The sequence below is a fragment of the Streptomyces atroolivaceus genome, from assembly GCF_000717025.1.
Taxonomy (GTDB): domain Bacteria; phylum Actinomycetota; class Actinomycetes; order Streptomycetales; family Streptomycetaceae; genus Streptomyces; species Streptomyces atroolivaceus.
On the sequence record NZ_JNXG01000100.1, the window covers coordinates 1 to 208 of the forward strand.

Annotated in this window: 1 protein-coding gene; it reads left to right on the forward strand. The window is 68.3% G+C overall.

Going from position 1 to position 208, the window contains the following annotated elements; translation table 11 throughout:
• The coding region (locus OO67_RS35590; protein WP_033305975.1) for a lantibiotic dehydratase at positions 1–208 on the forward strand (208 nt) is incomplete at both ends.

Sequence of the window (208 nt, forward strand, 5' to 3'; positions counted from 1 at the left end):
GGTGGTGAGCCGGGAGTCGTGGCGGTTCACGGGTGGGGATCTGGAGTTCGCGGGGGAGAAGAGTGAGGCCCGGCGGTATGTGCGGGCGCGGAACTGGCGCAGTGAACGTGGGCTGCCGCGTCATGTGTTCGTGGTGTCGCCGGCCGAGCCGCGGCCGTTCTACGTGGACTTCGATGCCCCGGTCTACGTGAACATCCTGGCCAAGGCG